Source organism: Pseudomonas alvandae (assembly GCF_019141525.1).
Lineage (GTDB): Bacteria > Pseudomonadota > Gammaproteobacteria > Pseudomonadales > Pseudomonadaceae > Aquipseudomonas > Aquipseudomonas alvandae.
On the sequence record NZ_CP077080.1, the window covers coordinates 2,953,570 to 2,970,912 of the forward strand.

General features: G+C 62.0%; 14 protein-coding genes. 2 read left to right on the forward strand and 12 right to left on the reverse strand.

Annotation, left to right across the window (positions count from 1 at the left end):
* Window positions 1–332: 332 nt before the first annotated feature.
* From KSS97_RS13255 to KSS97_RS13300, 10 genes are all read right to left on the reverse strand, one after another.
* Window positions 333–1,295, reverse strand: a complete 963-nt coding sequence (locus KSS97_RS13255; RefSeq protein WP_217861855.1) for a D-2-hydroxyacid dehydrogenase family protein — start codon at window positions 1,293–1,295, stop codon at window positions 333–335.
* Window positions 1,296–1,306: 11 nt separating this feature from the next.
* Window positions 1,307–2,338 (reverse strand): alpha/beta fold hydrolase, encoded by a 1,032-nt coding sequence (locus KSS97_RS13260; protein ID WP_030142741.1) that lies wholly within the window; start codon window positions 2,336–2,338, stop codon window positions 1,307–1,309.
* 86 nt (window positions 2,339–2,424) lie between these two features.
* Window positions 2,425–2,859, reverse strand: a complete 435-nt coding sequence (locus tag KSS97_RS13265) for a YqaA family protein (RefSeq protein ID WP_217861856.1) — start codon at window positions 2,857–2,859, stop codon at window positions 2,425–2,427.
* Entirely contained in the window at window positions 2,859–3,305 is a 447-nt protein-coding gene (locus KSS97_RS13270) for a DUF411 domain-containing protein (RefSeq protein WP_217861857.1), read from the reverse strand. Before KSS97_RS13270 ends, KSS97_RS13265 begins: the two co-directional genes overlap by 1 nt.
* A 262-nt stretch (window positions 3,306–3,567) precedes the next feature.
* Window positions 3,568–5,559, reverse strand: coding sequence for a methyl-accepting chemotaxis protein (locus KSS97_RS13275; protein WP_217861858.1), 1,992 nt, complete (start codon window positions 5,557–5,559; stop codon window positions 3,568–3,570).
* Between the two features lie 104 nt (window positions 5,560–5,663).
* Window positions 5,664–6,608, reverse strand: a complete 945-nt coding sequence (locus KSS97_RS13280) for a GNAT family N-acetyltransferase (RefSeq protein WP_217861859.1) — start codon at window positions 6,606–6,608, stop codon at window positions 5,664–5,666.
* Window positions 6,605–7,879 carry a phenylacetate--CoA ligase family protein gene (locus KSS97_RS13285; RefSeq protein ID WP_030142736.1) on the reverse strand — a complete coding sequence of 425 codons (1,275 nt, stop codon included), beginning with the start codon at window positions 7,877–7,879 and terminating at the stop codon, window positions 6,605–6,607. The genes KSS97_RS13280 and KSS97_RS13285 overlap by 4 nt, the downstream gene beginning before the upstream one ends.
* Before the next feature lie 29 nt (window positions 7,880–7,908).
* Complete coding sequence (locus tag KSS97_RS13290; protein ID WP_217861860.1) at window positions 7,909–10,344, reverse strand: acyl-CoA reductase; 2,436 nt, start codon at window positions 10,342–10,344, stop codon at window positions 7,909–7,911.
* 1 nt (window position 10,345) lies between these two features.
* The gene (locus KSS97_RS13295) at window positions 10,346–11,473 is read right to left on the reverse strand and encodes a LuxE/PaaK family acyltransferase (protein ID WP_217861861.1); all 1,128 of its coding nucleotides are present in this window, start codon (window positions 11,471–11,473) and stop codon (window positions 10,346–10,348) included.
* Window positions 11,474–11,498: 25 nt separating this feature from the next.
* Entirely contained in the window at window positions 11,499–12,734 is a 1,236-nt protein-coding gene (locus KSS97_RS13300) for an MFS transporter (RefSeq protein WP_217861862.1), read from the reverse strand.
* Between the two features lie 328 nt (window positions 12,735–13,062).
* On the opposite strand from KSS97_RS13300, the gene KSS97_RS13305 reads away from it, so the two are divergent.
* Complete coding sequence (locus tag KSS97_RS13305; protein WP_030142732.1) at window positions 13,063–13,251, forward strand: hypothetical protein; 189 nt, start codon at window positions 13,063–13,065, stop codon at window positions 13,249–13,251.
* A 7-nt stretch (window positions 13,252–13,258) separates the two neighbouring features.
* On the opposite strand, the gene KSS97_RS13310 is transcribed toward KSS97_RS13305, so the two are convergent.
* The gene (locus tag KSS97_RS13310) at window positions 13,259–13,636 is read right to left on the reverse strand and encodes a fe2+ zn2+ uptake regulation protein (RefSeq protein WP_030142731.1); all 378 of its coding nucleotides are present in this window, start codon (window positions 13,634–13,636) and stop codon (window positions 13,259–13,261) included.
* A gap of 281 nt (window positions 13,637–13,917) precedes the next feature.
* Here KSS97_RS13310 and pvdQ point away from each other — a divergent pair, with 281 nt between their 5' ends.
* Entirely contained in the window at window positions 13,918–16,266 is a 2,349-nt protein-coding gene (gene pvdQ / locus KSS97_RS13315; protein ID WP_217861863.1) for a bifunctional acylase PvdQ, read from the forward strand.
* Between the two features lie 46 nt (window positions 16,267–16,312).
* Here pvdQ and KSS97_RS13320 read toward each other — a convergent pair whose 3' ends face one another.
* Entirely contained in the window at window positions 16,313–17,308 is a 996-nt protein-coding gene (locus tag KSS97_RS13320) for a FecR family protein (RefSeq protein WP_217861864.1), read from the reverse strand.
* Window positions 17,309–17,343: the final 35 nt, after the last annotated feature.

The window sequence follows — 17,343 nt, forward strand, 5'->3', positions numbered from 1 at the left end:
GCGGTTCGCTTCGTCGAATTGTCGGACAATCACGCGACCTGTCGGCAATGTCTTACACGACGCAGGGGAATTCGAGCCGACGAAATGCAGCTTGTTTGAAACAGTCGGGGTGTATGGAAGGGCGACGGTTCAATCGCGTGCGCGGTTCAGCGGCGCTGCGCACCATTAAGGGGCGGGCGGGATGGAGGCGTTTTGATGGCTTTCAGGACGAGCGCTTGCATGCCCCTTGTGGGAGCGAGCTTGCTCGCGATAGCGGTGTGTCAGGTCATGATTGTGCGACTGGTCCACCGCTATCGCGAGCAAGCTCGCTCCCACAGGGTACTAGCGGATTTTCAGATTGTGGTGGTCAACACCCGAATCGGTTTGCCAGCCGCCCAAGCGAGCAAATCCTCGATCATCTGGCCATAGAACTGCTGGTAGTTCTGTCGGCTGACATAACCCACGTGGGGTGTCGCCAGAACATTGTCCAGGGTCCGAAACGGGTGGTCGGCTGGCAGCGGTTCCTCGGCGAAGACGTCCAGGGCCGCACCGGCCAGACGCTTGTGCTCAAGTGCCTCGACCAGCGCAGCTTCATCGACGATCGGCCCGCGAGCGGTATTGACCAGCAGCGCCTCAGGCTTCATCCAGCCCAGCGCCTGGGCATCCACCAGACCGCGGGTGCGGTCGCTGAGCACCAAGTGGATCGAAAGAATATCGGCCTGCTCGAACAGCGCCTGTTTGTCGACATAGGTCACGCCGGCCGCGGCGGCTCGTTCGGCGGTCAGGTTCTCACTCCAGGCGATTACCCGCATGCCGAACACCCGGCCGAACTGCGCCACGCGCGTGCCGATGCTGCCGAGGCCAAGGATCGCCAGGGTCTTGCCATGCAGATCGCCGCCCAGGCCCTGCTGCCACAGCCCGGCACGCAACGCGTTGGCTTCCGGGACCAGGTTGCGCGTCAGGGCCATGACCAGCGCCCAGGTCAGTTCGGGCGCGGCGTGCTTGTAGCTGTCGGTCCCGCAGACCTGGATTCCCAACGCCGTGGCAGCCTTGAGATCGAGCGCAGCGTTGCGCATACCGCCGGTCAGCAACAGCTTGAGGTTGGGCAGGCGACGCAGCAGTGCTTCATCGAAACGGGTCCGTTCGCGCATCACACAAATGACATCGAAGCCTTGCAGGCGCGAGACGAGAGTGTCTTGATCGGCGGGGTAATCGTGGAGAAAAGTTACCTGGCCAATGCTGTCCAGTGGCGACCAGTCCACCACGTCTTGCGCCACGCCTTGCCAATCATCGATGACCGCTATTTGCACCGCCATGGAACACCTCGTCAGGGAATGGGTTTGTCCAGCCAGCCGAGCAGGGCCTTGTGGAACCGATCCGGCTCTTCCATCTGGGGCGCGTGCCCCAAGTTGGGGAACTCCACCAGCGTCGACCGAGGGATCAATTGCGCGACCTGCTTGCCGAGCACCTCGTAGTGGCCAAGCTTGGCTTTTACGGCCGGCGGGGCAATGTCACTGCCGATTGCCGTGGTGTCGGATGTGCCGATCAGCAGCAGCGTTGGCGCCTTGAGGTTCTTGAATTCGTAATAGACCGGCTGGGTGAAGATCATGTCGTAGATCAGCGCCGAGTTCCAGGCGACTTGCGTGTGCCCCGGTCCCTTGTTGAGCCCAGCGAGCATGTCTACCCAACGGTCGAACTCCGGCTTCCAGCGTCCGCCGTAGTAGGTGTTGCGTTCGTAGGTGCGAATGCCCTCGGCGTTGAGTTTCAACTCGCGTTCATACCATTGGTCCACGGTGCGGTAGGGCACGCCGAGGGCTTTCCAGTCTTCAAGGCCGATTGGGTTGACCATCGCCAGGCGCTCGACCTGGTCGGGGAACTGCAAGGCGTAGCGGGTGGCGAGCATGCCGCCGGTGGAGTGGCCGACAACGATCGCCTTCTGCACGCCAAGCGCCTTGAGCAGGGTGTTGGTGTTGGTCGCCAACTGCTGGAAACTGTACTGATAATGGTCCGGTTTGCTGGAGGTGCAGAAGCCGATCTGGTCCGGGGCGATGACCCGGTAACCGGCCTCGCTGAGGGCCTTGATCGAGTCGCCCCAGGTGGCGGCGCAGAAGTTCTTGCCATGCATCAGCACGACGCTGCGCCCGTTGGCCTTGCCTTGGGCAGGCACGTCCATATAGCCCATCTGCAACGGTTTGCCTTGGGACTGGAGGGAAAAATGCTTGAGCGTGTAGGGATACTCGAAACCTTCGAGCTGCGGCCCATAGGCGGGGCCTTCGGGTGGCGTCTCGGCCTGGGCGAACATCGGCAGGGCAGCGAGCAAGAACAGGCTGGGCAGCCAGCGGGTGGTCAAACGCGGCATGATCAATCTCCTTGAGGCAACCGGTCGATCGTGGAACGGCTCGATTATGGCGACATTAATCACAGGCAATCGAACCACTGGAACGTTCAACCCATCCAGCCCAGGGTTGCCAGCACGAGCACGCCATAACGCAGGCCCTTGGCGAGGGTGACGATCAACAGGAAGCGTCGCCATGGCTCACCCATCACGCCCGCCATCAGCGTCAGGGGATCGCCAATGATCGGCAGCCAACTGAGCAACAGGGACCAGTACCCGTAGCGTTGATAATGCCGACGCGCCTTGTCCAGGTGGGAAGGGCTGACGGGAAACCAGCGGCGATCCTTGAACTGTTCGAGGCGGGTCCCCAGCCACCAGTTCACCAGCGAACCCAGGACATTGCCCAAGGTCGCGATCCCCATCAGCAGCCAGGCTGCTTGACGCTCGCTGAGCACCAGGCCGACCAACAGCGCTTCCGATTGCAGCGGCAGCAGGGTCGCTGCGCCAAACGCGGTCAGGAAAAGCCCGACATAAGCGCCAGCCATCAGTGGGCTGGATAATCCGCCACGACGGTTTGCGTGCCGTCCTTCTTCTGCCCGATCACTTGATAGGCATCGCCCATGCCATCCATTTCCATACCCGGCGAGCCCATCGGCATGCCCGGCGCGGCCACGCCCAGCAAGTCGTCGCGTTTGCTCAACGCCAGCACCTGATCAGCCGGCACATGGCCCTCGACGAATTTGCCGTTGATCTCGGCGGTGTGGCAGGAGCGCAGGTTCGGCGCCACGCCCAGGCGCTGCTTGACCGAACTCATGTCGGCCTCGACATGGTCGTTGACCTTGAAACCGTTGGCTTGCAGATGGGAGATCCATTTCTTGCAGCAGCCGCAATTGGCGTCGCGGTGCACGTCGATGGTGACGGGTTCGGCGGCCTGGGCCAGGGTGGAGATAAAAACGGCGCTCAGGGCGAGCAGGTGCAGGGGATTGGCCATGGGGAACGGTCTCTTGGCGACGAAGTTTGGAAGGATAACAGACTAGCGGCGAGCGCCTGACGGTAGGCTGAGGGACGGATTACAGAATTGTCAGGTTGGAGACGGAACAGAACCCTGCGGGAGCGAGCTTGCTCGCGATAGCCGTCGAACATCCAACATTGATGTAGGCTGATCCGATGCTTTCGCGAGCAAGCTCGCTCCCACAAAAAGGTTGGGGTGAACTCGGGATGCGTGTCCAACCCCAGGAGGGTGTGGGGACGCTCTAGCGAACCTTGAACCGCCCCATAATCGCATTCACCCGACCATTGGCCTCCAGCAACTGCCGGGTATTACGCTCACTCGCCAAGCCGCTTTCCACCAGCTCTTCCACCATGTGGCGAATCTGCACCATGCTCCGGTTGATCTCCTCGGTCACCGCACTTTGTTGCTCGGCGGCGGTGGCGATCTGCGTGCTGAGGCTGTTGATCTGGCTGACCGAGCCGGCCATTTCGTCCAGGCCCGAGTTCACCCGCGAAGTGGCGTCGGCGGCCGATTGGCAACTGGCCTGGGTGTTTTCCATGGCCGCGACCGACGAGCTCACGCCTTGGGTCAGGCGGGTCAGCATTTCGTTGATTTCCGAGGTGCTGGCCTGGGTGCGGGCCGCGAGGGCGCGGACTTCGTCGGCGACCACCGCGAAGCCACGGCCCTGTTCGCCGGCCCGGGCGGCTTCGATGGCGGCGTTGAGGGCCAGCAGGTTGGTTTGCCCGGCAATCGCCCCGATCACGCCGAGGATCTCGGTGATGCGTTGTGCATCCTGCTGCATGTTCTCGACTTTGCGCGTGGCGCTGGCGACTTCATCGATCAGCGCCACGACGCTGTTGGACGCTTCGCCAACCACGACGCGAGAACGATCGGCATGCTCGTTGGCCCGCTGGGTGAACGCTGCCGTCTCCGCCGCGTTTTGCGCGACGCTTTCAGCCGTGGAGCTCATCTCGGTGATCGCTGTCACGGTCTGGTCGGTTTCCGAAGCATGACGCATGAGGATTTCGCTGGTGTGGGCCGAAGTCTGCTGCAGTTTGTCCAGGCTCGAGGCCATGGCGCCAGTAGCCTGGGTGACTTCGCCGATCATGTCTTGCAGATAGGCGATGAACTTGTTGACCGAGTGACCGATGGCGCCCAGTTCGTCTTCGGCGCGGATGGTGATGCGGCGGGTCAGGTCGGCGTCGCCGGTGGACAGCGCATCGATGTTGCCCTTGAGGATCTTCATGCGGTGGGTCAATTGGCGGATCGCATACAGTTGCATCAGCACCAGCAGGATCACCATGGGAATCTGCAGCAGGCTCAGCGTGTTCAATACGTCATCACGCTGGGCGGTGATCAGGCGGGTCGGCAACGCGGTGGCGAGAAACCAGGGCGAGCCTTCGATGGGCCGCATGAAGAACGTGCTGGCTTCGCCCTTGTTGTCGAATTCGACGCGCTGCAGTTGGTCACGGTTGGCCAGGCCAGCCTTGACCTGGGCCGCAAACGGTGAGGTCGCCGCCAGCTCGCTGATGTTCTTGAGCACGATCGGGCCGCTGATCCGCGAGCTGTTGCTGATGATCTTGCCGTCGCCTTCGACGATCAGCATTTCGGCGCTGAGTTCAGCTTCCTTGCGGGCAATCAGGTCGTTGAAGAAACCCAAGGTCACGTCAATGGTGGAGACGCCATAAGGCGCGCCGTTCTTCTGGATCGCCATTGCGCAGTTGGTGCGTGGCTCGGCACTGGCGTCGTCCTTATAGGCGGCGGCCCAGGCGCATTTGCCAGGCGGTGTAGCCATGCCGCCCTTGTGCCAGGGTTGCTCGTAATAGTTTGGCGCGGCGTCGCTGTTCCAGAACGTGTTGACGATCAGCTTGCCGGAGGCGTCGCGATGCCAGAAGGTGCTGAACTTGCTGCGGCCTTCCGCACGCTGGTTGGGCAACGGCCAGATCCCGCCGCCAAACACTTTCAGTTCGCCGTATTGATCCACCAGGCCTGGCAATACCTTGTCGATGGCGTCGCTGTCGAGCAATGGAATGGTCTGGGTGATGCTGCGTTGTTGGGCTTGGACTTTGTTCAGTTCGCCCTGGATCTGCTCGGCGACCTCGGCAATGCGGTTCAACGCCACTTGCTCCTCGGTGTGGCGCAGCTTGGGTGCGACCAGGTAGCTGATGCCAACAACGGTGAGGATGGACAACACCAGGATGAACAGAACCAGGAACAGCGTGTAGCGGGCCTGAATGGTGCGCAATGAGGGCATGTGGTGTTCCTTGCACGAAGGCGTCTTTCAGAAACAGTTGGTATGGGCGTACCAGGTTGTATCGGCTTCCTTGCCGATAGCTTAAGTGGGGAGGGGACGTGACGTCAGGCGGCCGAGCTGGCCTGCGTGGTTTTCCAGGCTTGGGCGTGGGCCTGCCACTCATCGTGGAGGCGTTGCATGGAGGCCGATTGCAGATGGAGCTGGCGCGGCTCTGCAAGGCGGTGGAACAGCGCCTGCCAACCTTGTGCGGTGTCAGTGGGCATTATCCCGGTGAAGAAGAACCCGGCGGTCATTAACAGGCGATGGTCCGTGGCAAAGTGTCGACCGAGGCCGAGCCGTACCGACAATGGCCAATGGAGCGGCAGGCGTTGCAACTGCCCGACGAGGCAGGCGTCCACCCGTTCTGCCACGATGTCGACTCGGCCGGGTAGATGGCTGATCCGCAACGGTTGTGTCCCGGCAGGTCCCTCGTCGAGGCGGGTCCCGAACCGTGATGCCAGCGGCTCCATCAGCCATTGGCAGGGGGCTGGCCACTGGAGCCGCGGTAGCGGTGGGAGGCCGCCGTTGACCCGTTGGCAGCCGATTACAATGGTTTCGGCCTGGTCCGTGGCGAACGGCGAGGGCACGAAATCGGGTAGCAGGCCGACGTCATCAAATCCCAGCCGTCGAGACAAACGTTGGCTGAAGGGATGGCTCGTGACCTGTTTGATCGATAGCCGGGCGAGCCCGAGCGCCCGGGCGCCGTCCAGCAATTGTTGCCCCAGCCGCGAGGCAATTTGTCTGCCCTGCAGGTCGGGGTCCACCGCAACCAGCGCCAGTTCCGCGTCCAGACTGGCTTTGGCGTGTCGGCACAATGCGGCATGACCGACCACGCGGTCCCCCGTCACGGCGACCAGCGAATGCCAGCGCTCCTGCAAATTATGTTGGCAAATCATCTGCGGCATGTAGACGTCAGGCGAGACGTAGTGATCGCCGTATACCCGGCGGAACAGCTCGCAAGTGCTGACACTGTCCGCTGGCTGGAACGGTCGGATGAGCAGATTGCTCATACTGCGTCCCCCGTTGCCTTCGGACCGTACACCCGACGATCGATGATCGACAGATGCTTGCCGGAACGGGGATGACGGTCCAGCGCCTTCGTGTCGCAGATCTGCACGTCGACATGGAGTCGTTCGAGGCCTGGATATTGCTCGATCAGCGCGGCTTTCAGTGCATGCGATCGAGCCTGGCCTGCGTTCGCCTGTGCGTCGGCTACCCACTTGAATAACAAGCGGTCATTGCCCTGTGTGTGCTCGATGATCAGTTGCCATTGCGAACCACCGGCCACGCTCCGCGTGATGTCGCTGATCTCCTCGGGAAACAGCGACAGCACGCCAACACGGACGCGACGGCTTTCTGCGCTGCGTCCCTGGAGGGCGAACTTGCGCTGCGGGGCGCCGGCAGGTTCGCACCAGCTGGCGCGGTCTCCCACCGGATATTTGATGATGGGCATCAGGGTTCGGGTGAGGTTCGTCACCACCAGGTTCCCCGTTTGACCGCACCCCTCGATCACGTTGCCACTCAGGTCGTCGATAATTTCCACGCGTGTGTGTTGGTCGAACACCCGGTGCTCGCCCAAGCCGCAATCAGGCGTGCTGGCGCCCACCAGGCCGGCGTCAACGCTGGCGTAGCCGATGGACGCGAAGCGCGCGTTCGGGAGGACGCGCTTCAATGTCGGCATTTGGCTCTCGAAGAGATTCTCGCCACCAAACAGGACGGTGGTGATCTGCGGCAACACGCGGCCTTGCGCGATGAGGTGGCTGGCGAAGGCGAGCAAGTGCGCAGGAACGCCCACGAGCACGTTGATGCGGTGCGCGGCGATGGCATCGGCCAGCACGTCGAGTTCCACCGAGCCGGTGAAAGGAAATTCGGTGATCCCGACGTCGACGCTGCACAGGGCACCGTGGATAAACAAGAAGCTGGCGTAGAGGTCTCCCGAAAAAAACAGATTGGCGATGCGATCCCCCGCAGCCAGTTGGGCAGACAGGCTCTGGCCAAAACAATCGAGCATCAATTGCCATTCTGCGTGGGTATACACCGACAGCTTGCCTTGGCTGGTCGTACCCCCGGTCTTGAAAACCAGTGCGTCCTTCACGTGATCGGTCAGCACTGGCCAGCTATCCAGATCGTCACTGCCTTTCCAATATTCGCCGAGATTGACGACCGGCAATTGGTTGAATCCACAACCCTGCGTGGGTAGGTGACGCAGTTGAGCGTTATAGAACGCCGAATGCGTGCGGATATGGTCGAGCCATTGCTCGTAGGGTAAAGACGCGCTCATCAGGATTTTCTCAAGGCTTTAAGGTCGGCTTATTGATTGGCGGGCGAGATCGACTGGTGGGGCATTCTGCTGTCGATCACCAGCGGGACTTTGCCGCTGTGTTTGTTGCGTTCGAAATGTTCGAGCGGGCAGTGCTGGACATCCAGGACGAGCAGCGTGGCATTGACTGACGTGCGTAGCGGTGCGATTGCCAACACGTTGCGTCGCACCGTGACGGGGTCGCCATCGGTACGAATCAGCAGTCGCTCGCAACCGCTGCTTTCATGGTCGAGCACGATCTGGACGGCTGCTTGCGCCCGTTCGGCCAGTTCGCCGGTATTGATGAACTCCGTGGCAATGCGTATCAGGCGGCCGTGGCGTTCATGCAGCTCGAATCTCGGCGACTCCAGGCCACACGAGCAGGGGCCGGGCACCCAGCGTCCAAGATCGCCAACCTCATATCGCTGCAGCGGACGCGCCTGGCGTATGCGGGAGCTGAACAGCAAGCGACCGGTTTCCCCCGGACCGACGGGCGCATCCTGTCCTACATGGACGATCTCCAGGGACTGGATGCAGTCCATGAGATGGAACACGCCGCCATTGCTGTCGATGCAGGCATGGCCGAGCGGGCCTGCGTCCACGGTGCCGTAGATCGCCGAACGAATGCAGGTGACGCCGCATTGCTGGAGCAACGTGCGGCTGTCTTGCCCCAGGTGCTCGCCACCCAACATGACTTTCCGAACGCCGCCGTAGCCTTGGAGTGCCGCACGCTGGGAAGAGAACAATCGCTGCAAGGTGCTTGGCATGCCGACCAGCGTGTTGATACGGTGAGCGACGATCAGCGCTGCGATTTCTTCGAAGTTATCGTCCGGTGGCGCACTCATGGGGTAATGCACGACGTTCATCTGTTCCAGGATCTTGCTGAAACTGAGGAATCCGCCGTACAGGCTGCCGCCGTAGAACAGGTTCATGACCCGATCCTGTGCCGGGTCAAGGCCCGCCGCGCGCAGCCCGTCGGCGGCGGCGCGCATATGGCGATCGAAATCGCGGTAGGTGTAGGGCGACAGCACAGGGGCGCCGCTGCTGCCGCCCGAGCGGAAGAACAGTTGCGCTTCAGGGGCCGGGGGCAGGGCGAGGAACGCGGCCTTGTCCATGATCGGCGTGCCGGCGCCTGGCGATAAAGCCGCCGCAGGCGCATCCAGCGTGACACGGTGACTCGCAGCATGGGCTTCAAGGCCGACCGATACCCGACGACTCAATCGCTGCAATCCATAGACCCCGTCGTGGGGCTCGCCGTCATAGCCCTGCTGGATCTCGGTCGTGGAGGTGATACGGGATACGCCGGCGCTTATCAGGCGGCGCGCCAACGCAGGTGCTCGCCCTGGCTCACAGACGAGGGCGCAACTCTGCAGCACATTGCGCCATGGCAGCAGGGCTTCAGCGAGCATCGCTTCGGGCACTGGCCTTAGCAGCAATGTTCGAAACAGCGGAGAGGGTTGCAGGTCGCGATGGTGTTCCCAGAGGATGCGCCAGCCGTCACCGGCCCAGACCTGACCGGTTTCGTTCGCGAAGCTGTAATCCAGGCGGGCCAGTGCCGTTCGGGTGGTGATTTCGCACGCTTCTGCGGCGGTGGCTTCCAGAATGGGCCAGTGCCCGGTCCGGCGTGCGAAGGCATCTGCCAGGGCGCAGCCCAATGCCTGTAGCTGCGCAGGCTCATCGCTGTCTACCAACAGCCATTGCGGGCTGGAACAGGCTTGTTGATCGAGGCGGCAGACTTCATCAACCAGGGCATCCAGGGTCTGTGCGGTGGCAGCGAACGGCGTGATGTAGGCGAAGCTGATCCGGTGACCCCAGTCAATCCAGCGGCAGCCACTTGGCATCTGTTCGCGCAGCGCCTTCAGGGCTGTTTCACCGCCCCATGCGCTGACGCCCTGGGCCAGTGCGAAGATACGGCCGACCTCCCGGGAGGGGACGGGCAACACCGCCAGGTAGTCTCGCAATCGCCCGCTCGCATCGCACCCGACGAATGCTGCCAGCAGCCGCGCCGTAAGGTCGCCATCACGGGTGCTGGGGCGCAACCAGTTCACGTTGCCCGCCAACAGGCCTTCCAGCGCTGCGCAGAAGCCCAGCAACGGTGAGTTGCTCGGCGTCACGTGCACCACCAGGCCGAGGGGCTGCCAACTTTCGAAGGAGCCGTCGCTGTAGTCGATTCGCCGCAGCGAGCGGCTGTCGGCGCCCAGCTCTCGCTCCAGTTTGAGCTCCAGCGCGGGCCGCCCGCAGAAGGCAACCAGGGCCTGGCGCTGATCCTCGTCGAGCAGTGGCCCTGCGGCTGCCGTGGGCAGCCATTGAACGAACGCCGCTGCACAGCCCAGCACCTCTTCGCTGCGAGGCGGGGCTTCCAGCAGGGCGGGGAGTTGGGCTTGCAAGCGCTCGAGCGCGGCGTCGAATGTCAGCTCGGCAGTCAACCGACCGTTGATGAGGTACATATCAGTTTTCCTTGATCATTTCGGCAGCGGCCATCGCGCAGCTTCGGCTCGCACGGGTGCCGGCCCGGCCATGCAGTTCGAACCACTGGGTTTGCAGGCCACACTCGCAGTTGGCCGGGTGCAGGGTCGCCAGATCGCTCATCACCACGGCGTGGGCGGGACTTGACGAGATGTAGGGCGAGACGAACGACAGCAGCCCTGGCTCGCCAAACGGCTGGACGCTGAAATCCGAAGGGTGACGCACGAAGACTTTCGAATAGACCGGCACGTGGAATCGATGGCGGGCGCATTCGATATAGGGCACCGCGTGTTCGACTGCACCGTAACCGTCGCGGCAGCGTTGGGGCTCGATACCCAATTGACGGGTAATGCGTGCATAGACCAGCTGACGAGGAATTTCCTCGGCTGCCTGTTTTTTCCAGCCGCCGCCCAGGAAGACCAGCGAGCCGGGCGCGAGCCTGAGGTCCTGCATGCCGGTTTCACGCATACGCTCAAGGACATGCCAGAGCAGCGCCGGGAAGCCGAAGATCCGCACCGGCAATCCTTCCTCGGCGAAGGATTGCAGGGCGCTGATAACGCCGAACACGTCGAATTCATGACCTTTTCCGGTGCGTCGTAACGCGTAGGCAACGCGGTTGGCCGGGGCGAATCGGCACAGGAACTGGTCGGTATACGCGGTGCCGAGCCGATTGGCCGCTTCGGGCTCATGACTGAACAGCAGGTAATTGCATGGCGCGTCCGGCGTGGACCAGTCGTAATGTTCGAAGATGTTGGCGACCATGCCTTGGGCCGCGGCCATGCTGCGTTCGTCATAGCGCATGCGACTTTTCTGGCCGCTGGTGCCCGAGGAGGTCAGCTCCAGTGCGTCTTCGGCGGTGGGGCTGAGCAGCATCCTCTGTTTGAAGTAGCTGGCGTAGATCGGTGGCAGGCGCGACCAGTCGGCCAGGTGTTCGAGGTCATCGACCGAAAGCCCGTTGGCGTTGAGCCAGTGTTCATAGCCAGGTGTGTGATGGCTGTGGAAGAGGCTGATTTCCGCCATGGCTTTGTCGAACAGGCCCACGGGAACCGAATCGAGGGCATACGGGTGGGGCAATGCACACAGGGCATCTGCGTGTGGAAAATGAATCATCGGGTATTCCTCTGGAGCAGCGAATTCAGACTTGGGCGGTTGGCCGCGAGGCGAAGAGGCGCAAGGCAAGCAGGCAGCCAAGACCGGCGATGCCGACCATCAGCGCGAAGGATTCCAGGCTCGCTCCGGCGCCCAGCAGGGCCAGCAGCGAGCCCGTCGCGCTCATGACCGCGATGGAAATCATCCCGACCATGGCCGATACCAGGCCTTTGCTGTCGTCGCTGGCGAACAGGGCGAGTCGATACAGCGCTGCATTGCCCATGCCGAGCCCGATGGCGTACAGCGACAGGCCACCGACCAACACGGGCAGCGAAAGGGTGAACGGGCTGGCGACGATCAGCGCGACCAGACCGGCACAAAAGGGCCACAGGCTGTAATGGAGCACCTGGCGCACACCGACCCGGTCCACCAGCGCATTGAGGATGAAATTACCGAGGATGACCGCCGAGAAAACCGGAACCTGCCAGATTCCGTACGCCAATGGAGACAAGCCCTGGCCTTGGATCAGCAGCAGGGGCGACAGACCGATCCAGGCAATCAGCGGCAAGCTCATCAGCCCCAGTGCGACGCTGGCCGACATGAACCCCACATGGCCGAGCAGGGCGCCGTATCGCCGGACCAGCGAACGCAAGTCGAACGCTTCGACACTGGAGGCTCGAGCATGGGCGGGCACCCCATGGATCGTCCGAGGCATGAACCACCACAGGGCCAGCCAGCTCACCAGCCCGAGGCCGGCCAGCAACATGAACAGTTCGCGCCAGGACAACCATTGCAACAGCAGCCCGCCTGCCAACGGCCCAAGCAGGGGCGAGAGCAGGGCGAGATTGCCGAGCAACGCCATGACTTTCACGGCAGCGGATTCAGGGAATATTTCCTGGATGGCGGGATAGCTGACTGCAATCACGAAGCCCAGGCCCATTCCCTGGATCAGGCGAAGCCCATTGAAGCCGTGCATGCTGCTGACCTGGGTGATCGCAGCGCACGCCAGCACGAAGCCGGCGCAACCGACGAGCATGTAGGGGCGTCGTCCCTGGCGATCCGACTGGGGGCCGATCAACCACGGCAACAGGACGCCGCCCAGTAGATATAGGTTGAACGCGTAGGGAATCTGGTCCGGGGACGCATCGAGGTCCTGGGTGACCATGAGCATCGCCGGCATGACCAGGTCGCTGGCCATGTAAGTGAGGCATTCGAACAGGGCGATCGCCAGGCAGAAGCCTGCCACGCGAAGGGGTGAAAGAGTGCTTGGCTGAGTTTGCATGGGTTCCCAACGTTGGTTTCAAAAAAGAAGAAATCACTTCTTTTTCGAGAGTACGTTGGCGATATGCACGGTCGGAAGACGCCTTTACCTTTGTTGGCAGGGGAAAGTGCGCTTGTGTTTGTAGGAGGCGTCCTTCAGAGGAAGATTACGCAGCGAGATGGTAAATATTCAGGTGGCCGATGAAGCCGTTGATGATTTCCCGCTACCGCAGTCGCGCGTGTTACTCGGGCGGCGGTACCATAGGGCGCTGCATCGCCCCGTGACACTGGCAAGACGGTGTCTGGAAAACGGGTGAAAGGCAGAACGAATTACTTCAGGAAGCTGGCAAATGACTCATTCGCAACGTTTGAAATACTCGATTCTGGTGGTTGTCGTCGTCCTGGCGATCATGCTCGGACTGTCCTGGATGCAAGGCAAGGGCATGATCAGCGAGCAGCTGTTTCAATACATCGCCATTGCCGTGGCAGTCATCGTCGTGGTGATCAACGGCGTGATGCGGCGCAAGGTCAAGTCCTGAGCGCCGCTCATTCCCTGGCGCTGAGCCGGGCCACGGCCTGGTGATGCAAGCTGTAGCTTTTATCGAGATTGAGCGTGACCACGCCCTCGCTGCACAGGCGCTTCAGGACTTCGCGCACGCTCAGGAAGGACAAGGGAATGTCCAACCCCAACAACTGGCTGTGAACACCTCGCACACCCAGTCGACGGTTTTCATCGGCGGCCTTGAGCAAGGCGTCGATGACCTTCAGGCGAATCAGGCTCGTCCTGAGTCCGTAGCTCTTGAGCAGGCGCTTGATCTGCTCGTTGCTGCCTCGCTCCGCTGACCCGAAGACGCCATTGGACGCGGTCGGCGTGACACGGGACGAACCTGGCTTACCCTCCCTGGGTACTTGCGCGTTATGCATGTAAAAGACTCCATACCAGCCTGACAGAAAAGATCGGATGCTCTCCTGTAATAGGACGAACGAGAGCGGCCAATCATGAGGGGGATGATGTGAAAAAATTGCCTGGATACGCTCAATTCCCTGTAGAGGCGGGTCGCCGGGCCGTTAATTTTTTTTCATCCGGTTCGTTCTCAAGGAAGGTGCTTTTTGCGTTCAAGCACGTCGCCGTTGTATTTCAGGCCAGGCCGCCGGTTTCTACGGCCCTGGTTCTTGAGCGCTTTTGATCAGGAGTGAATGTGGGAATGTCCGGGCAGTTATCGAGGTTTTGTCTCGCCGGTGCCTTGCTGGGGTTGACCCTGGGCTTGAGTACCGTCGTCAGCGCACGAGGCGAGGCCGGGCAGGCCACTGCCGAAATTCGTCGCACCAGTTTTGGCGTGCCGCATATTCGCGCCCAGGATGAGCGGGGGTTGGGGTACGGCATCGGGTATGCGTATGCGCAGGACAACCTGTGCCTGCTGGCCAACGAGATCGTGACGGTCAATGGGCAGCGCTCGCGCTATTTCGGCCCGGAGCAGGTGACTGTCGAGCAGCGGGGAAACCGTGCCAGCGATCTGTTCTTCACCTGGCTCAATACGCCACAAGCGGTGTCCGGTTTCTGGCAGGCCCAGACGCCCCAGGTCCAGCAACTGGTCGAAGGTTACGCCGCCGGCTACAACCGTGCGCTGGCCGAACGCAAGGCGAAAGGCCTGCCGGAACAATGTGCAAGCGAGTGGGTTCGGCCGATCACCGCGCTGGATCTCGTCAAGCTGACCCGGCGCCTGCTGGTGGAGGGCGGCGTCGGCCAGTTCGCCGAGGCCTTGGCCGGCGCGCAGCCGCCCAAGGCCACCGCGCAGGCGGCCGTTTCGACGTCCGGCTTCGCGGTTGCGGCGGCACACCAACAACGCTTTGCCCTGGAGCGCGGCAGTAACGCCCTGGCGATCGGCAGCGAACGGTCATTCAACGGGCGTGGCATGTTGTTGGCGAACCCGCACTTCCCTTGGGTGGGAGGCATGCGGTTCTATCAGATGCACCTGACGATACCGGGCAAGCTGGACGTCATGGGGGCAGCGTTGCCGGGCCTGCCGATGATCAACATCGGGTTCAGCCAGCACCTGGCCTGGACCCATACCGTCGACACGTCCAAGCATTTCACGCTGTACCGCCTGCAACTGGATCCCAAGGATCCGACCCACTATCTGCTGGACGGCAAGTCCGTGCCGATGAGCCAACAGACGGTCACGGTGGACGCCAGGCAAGCCGATGGGCAGGTCAAGCCGGTTTCCCGGGTGGTCTACGGTTCGCAGTTCGGGCCGATCGTGCAATGGCCCGGGAAGTTGGATTGGGACAACCGGTTCGCCTACAGCCTGCGCGATGCCAACCTGGAAAACGACCGGGTGCTGGCGCAGTGGTACGCGATGAACCGCGCCGTCACGCTCAAGGACCTGCAGGATTCGGTCCAGCGGATCCAGGGCATCCCCTGGGTCAACACCCTGGCGGTGGACGATCAGGGACAAAGTCTGTACATGAATGTGTCCGTGGTGCCGAACGTCGACGCCAATAAACTCGCCCGTTGCAGCGACCCCAGGGCCGGGCAGAAACTGATCGTATTGGATGGCTCGCGCAGCGAATGTGCCTGGGACGTGGACGCCGGCGCTGCCCAGAAGGGCATCTTCGCAGCGGATAAACTTCCGCAATTGCTGCGTCGCGACTATGTGCAAAATTCCAACGATTCGGCGTGGCTGGTCAACCCCGCGCAGCCCTTGTCCGGCTATTCGCCAGTCGTCAGCCAGCAAGACCTGCCGCTGGGGCTGCGGGCGCGTTTTGCCCTGGACAGCCTGGCGCAATTGGCCAAGGCGGGACCGGTCACAGCGAGTGACCTGCAGCGTCTGGTCATGGACGATCAGGTATACCTGGCCGATCAGGTCATGCCAGACCTGCTGGCTTTTTGCGCCGCCGACCTGGGGCCCGACGCGCTGCCTTTAACCGAGGTGTGCACTCGCCTGAAACGCTGGGATCGCACCGCGAGCCTGGACACCGGCGTGGGTTTCGTTCATTTCCAACAGATCATGCAGGCGTTGCAGCCGGTGCCTGGCCTTTGGCGCGTGGCGTTCGACCCGAAGGATCCACAACATACCCCGCGTGGCCTGGCAGTCGAGCGGCCCTCCGTTGCCGAGGCGTTGCGTCAGGCCATGCGCGCATCGCTGGAATCGGTGAAAAAAGCCGGACTTCCGGCTGACAGCCGATGGCAGGATGTTCAGGTCGCCAGCCGTGCTGACCGTCGCATCCCCATTCATGGCGGACCGGGCGAGTTGGGCATCTACAATGCGATCCAGAGTGTGCCGGGTGCGAACGGTAAGCGGGAGGTGGTCAGCGGCACCAGTTATCTGCAAGTGGTGACGTTTGATGGCAACGGTCCCAAGGCCCAGGGATTGCTGGCATTCTCGCTTTCCAGCGATCCTTCATCGCCTTATTCGGTGGATCAGACCCAGGCATTTTCAAAGCGACAGTTGAGTGCGTTGCCGTTCACCGAGCAGCAGATCAAGGCCGATCCGCATTATCAGGCAGTGACCATTCGAGAGGATGAGCCAGTGAGCAGGGTCGTGACGCACTAATTGCGGGCCATGAACAAAAGCCGCGACCCGAAGGGGCCGCGGCTTTTCAGTTTTTGCTCGGTCGGGGGCCGATAGCGTTCAGCACCAGGTTGCCGTCCTTGTTCTGGGTCAGATAGACCGGCAACACCTTGGGCAGCGATGGCACGAGGTTCTTCACCTCGTTGAGGTTGTAGATCCCGCCGATGCGCAGGGTGCCGGTGGTGTTGTCGGCCAGCATGACCGGATGATCGAGGTAGCGGTTGATCAGCGGCAACGCGTCGGACAAGGCCAGGTTGTCGAGGACAAGTTTGCCATTGCGCCACGCCAGCGAGTTATCGTCGGCGGAAACCTCACGGACCTGCGGCTGGTAGTCGCCAGCCTTGTAGCTCGCCTGCATGCCGGGCGACAGTTGCGCCCCGTTGGCATTGGAGGCCTTGTTGCTGGTCACCCACACCGAACCTTCCAGCAGCGTGACCTTGACCTGATCCTGATACAACCAAACGTTGAAACGAGTACCGGTCACGCGCACCTGGCCCTGGCCTGCCCGAACGATAAACGGATGCTGCTTGTCGTGGCTCACGTCAAAAAAAGCTTCGCCCTTTTTCAGCGTCACGCGACGTTCATGCTTGTAATTGGCAAACACCAGTTCGCTGCCCAAGTTGAGTTCCACCTGGCTGCCATCGTCCAGCGTCACCTGCCGTCCGGTCGCGCCCGCCTCGAATCGTTGATAGGTGTTTGGCACCCAGCCCAGGTTCCAACCGGTGAAAGCCGCCAAGGGCACGCCCAGCGCGAGCACCGTGGCGGCGACGGCCAGTTGGCGCGTGCGAGGGCGACGGTTCGAAGCGGCAGGCGCGGGTTCTACGCGCGGCAGGTGTTCAGCCGTGCCCCAGATCTCCAGCATGGCTTCGTATTCGAAAGCGTGCAGGGGATCAGCGTCGTGCCAATGCTCGAACGCCAGCCGTTCGGCATCCGTGCAGTCGTCAGCATGCAAACGCATGCACCAATGCGCGGCCGCATCGGTGATGGCGTCGTATTCGGCTTCCGAGAGTGTACGTTCGGTCATTGACGATTCCTGGTTTGCCGCATTCTAACCCTCGG

Bases quoted from the DNA above. Each gene is read 5' to 3' on its own strand.
- KSS97_RS13255 (WP_217861855.1), bottom strand. From the start codon at position 1,295: ATGGCGGTGCAAATAGCGGTCATCGATGATTGGCAAGGCGTGGCGCAA.
- KSS97_RS13260 (WP_030142741.1), bottom strand. From the start codon at position 2,338: ATGCCGCGTTTGACCACCCGCTGGCTGCCCAGCCTGTTCTTGCTCGCT.
- KSS97_RS13265 (WP_217861856.1), bottom strand. From the start codon at position 2,859: ATGGCTGGCGCTTATGTCGGGCTTTTCCTGACCGCGTTTGGCGCAGCG.
- KSS97_RS13270 (WP_217861857.1), bottom strand. From the start codon at position 3,305: ATGGCCAATCCCCTGCACCTGCTCGCCCTGAGCGCCGTTTTTATCTCC.
- KSS97_RS13275 (WP_217861858.1), bottom strand. From the start codon at position 5,559: ATGCCCTCATTGCGCACCATTCAGGCCCGCTACACGCTGTTCCTGGTT.
- KSS97_RS13280 (WP_217861859.1), bottom strand. From the start codon at position 6,608: ATGAGCAATCTGCTCATCCGACCGTTCCAGCCAGCGGACAGTGTCAGC.
- KSS97_RS13285 (WP_030142736.1), bottom strand. From the start codon at position 7,879: ATGAGCGCGTCTTTACCCTACGAGCAATGGCTCGACCATATCCGCACG.
- KSS97_RS13290 (WP_217861860.1), bottom strand. From the start codon at position 10,344: ATGTACCTCATCAACGGTCGGTTGACTGCCGAGCTGACATTCGACGCC.
- KSS97_RS13295 (WP_217861861.1), bottom strand. From the start codon at position 11,473: ATGATTCATTTTCCACACGCAGATGCCCTGTGTGCATTGCCCCACCCG.
- KSS97_RS13300 (WP_217861862.1), bottom strand. From the start codon at position 12,734: ATGCAAACTCAGCCAAGCACTCTTTCACCCCTTCGCGTGGCAGGCTTC.
- KSS97_RS13305 (WP_030142732.1), top strand. From the start codon at position 13,063: ATGACTCATTCGCAACGTTTGAAATACTCGATTCTGGTGGTTGTCGTC.
- KSS97_RS13310 (WP_030142731.1), bottom strand. From the start codon at position 13,636: ATGCATAACGCGCAAGTACCCAGGGAGGGTAAGCCAGGTTCGTCCCGT.
- pvdQ (WP_217861863.1), top strand. From the start codon at position 13,918: ATGTCCGGGCAGTTATCGAGGTTTTGTCTCGCCGGTGCCTTGCTGGGG.
- KSS97_RS13320 (WP_217861864.1), bottom strand. From the start codon at position 17,308: ATGACCGAACGTACACTCTCGGAAGCCGAATACGACGCCATCACCGAT.